3 protein-coding genes are annotated in these 1,603 nt (G+C 67.3%); 2 read left to right on the forward strand and 1 reads right to left on the reverse strand.

Going from position 1 to position 1,603, the window contains the following annotated elements; all coding sequences use genetic code 11:
• Positions 1-97: 97 nt before the first annotated feature.
• Positions 98-832 carry a hypothetical protein gene (locus ACTQ05_RS09440; RefSeq protein ID WP_441042371.1) on the forward strand — a complete coding sequence of 245 codons (735 nt, stop codon included), beginning with the start codon at positions 98-100 and terminating at the stop codon, positions 830-832.
• 115 nt (positions 833-947) lie between these two features.
• Here the strand turns inward: ACTQ05_RS09440 and ACTQ05_RS09445 are convergent, their stop codons facing one another.
• On the reverse strand, positions 948-1,178 hold the full coding sequence (locus ACTQ05_RS09445; protein ID WP_441538958.1) for a hypothetical protein: 231 nt from the start codon (positions 1,176-1,178) through the stop codon (positions 948-950).
• Here ACTQ05_RS09445 and ACTQ05_RS09450 point away from each other — a divergent pair.
• Positions 1,122-1,313 carry an HNH endonuclease gene (locus tag ACTQ05_RS09450; protein WP_441184316.1) on the forward strand — a complete coding sequence of 64 codons (192 nt, stop codon included), beginning with the start codon at positions 1,122-1,124 and terminating at the stop codon, positions 1,311-1,313. The two genes, ACTQ05_RS09445 and ACTQ05_RS09450, sit on opposite strands and share 57 nt — an antisense overlap.
• Positions 1,314-1,603: the final 290 nt, after the last annotated feature.

The following is a 1,603-nucleotide window of genomic DNA, read 5'->3' on the forward strand; positions in this document are numbered from 1 at the left end:
CCTCCCGAGACGGACTGCTCGCCGTCGAGGAGGCCTTCGTGCTCCGGCCACCGCCGGCAGCCGGACACGACCACGACCCGACACCCCAGGAGGACCAGTGACCCCCACCGCCCAGCACGTCCGCCGCTGGCTCGCCGAGCTGGCAGACCTTGCCACCCTCCTCCCAACCGCGCTCATCACCAGATCGCCCGACGACACCCAGCGACGCACTGCACCCGGCAGTCGCCCACCAGTCCGACTCGATGTCATCCAGCTCCTCAACAACACGCTCGCGCAGGACGTGGCAGCCGGACGCGCCGAATGGATGGACCCCGACCGAGCAGGCCTCCTGCCCTACCTGTGGACCTGGTGCCGAGACATCGAGGCCGACGCCCTCGACGCAGGACTTGCCCCCGACGACCTGCCCGACACCGTGGCCGGATGCTGCTCATGGCTCGCCACCTGGCTCGACTTCGCCCAGACCCTGCCCCAGTGGGACGAGCTGGTGTGGGGCATCGAGCGCTGCTGGCGCAACACCCGGGCAGCCACCCGCGGCGTCCGCGACGACGACCCACCCCGACACGCCCGATGCAACCGCTGCCACATCGGCACCCTCACGCCATCAGGCGACGTGTGGACCTGCACCGACTGCGCCCGCATCATCTCCATCACCGCCGTCAGCCTCCCCGACGCTGCCCGCCTCACGGGCATACCCCTCCGCACACTCCAAGCATGGGCGGCCAGATCACTCCTCGATAGGGGCGTCGCAGACCCCGACGACCAGCGACGCACGCTGTATGACCTCGGGACCATCCGGCGTGTCGCAGCAGAAGCACAACTCAGATCGTCGTGATATGCTGCGCCTAGTTGCCCATCAGTGCGCCCTCGCACCGGTGGGCATTATGCATGTAGGGGGGCGACAGATGGGGACCTCTGACTGTGGCTGGTGCGAGCGATGCGGGTTACCCCTACGGCACGGCAAGGACGGGGCGCCGTGGTGTCCCGAGTGTGATCGGTGAGCGCGCATGTCTGCGCAGGTGACTGGTGGGGCCGCTGAGTGGGGCGGGAAGCGAGCACAGGATGCGCTCGCTCTCGTGCGCCGACATGGGCAGGCGGGCGACCTGCCATGCGTCATCTGCGGCATGCCGATCGACTACAGCCTGCGCCACCCACACAAGCAGGCGTGCACCGTGCAGCACATCAAGCCCCGAGCCACACATCCGCACCTGACCTGGGAGCAGAGCAACTGGGCACCAGCTCACGCCGATTGCAACACCGCGCAGGGATCGCGGATCGCTGTCGGTCTCGGTCTTGTGTCGCCTTGGTTGAGCTAGTCCCGACGAGCGGGAGTGAACGCCCACACGGCGCATCCCGCAGCGAAGGTCAAGCCAGCGAGTGAGACGAGAAGCGACCCGCCCTCAGTCAGGCTGTCAGTCATCCGTAGGCGGTCAGATGGCCACCATGTGGCCGTGACGTAGAGGCCGAGGAGGGCGCCCGACAGGGCTAGCAGGACACGGTACGCCCACTCGGCGGCGCTGCGATCAGACATGAGGTCAGTGTAGTCAAGCAAGGGTGCGCGGCGTTCGAACAAGCACCAGAAAAATATCGCACACATGATCTAATG

The organism is Collinsella sp. LCP21S3_A9 (genome assembly GCF_052118785.1).
Lineage (GTDB): Bacteria > Actinomycetota > Coriobacteriia > Coriobacteriales > Coriobacteriaceae > Collinsella.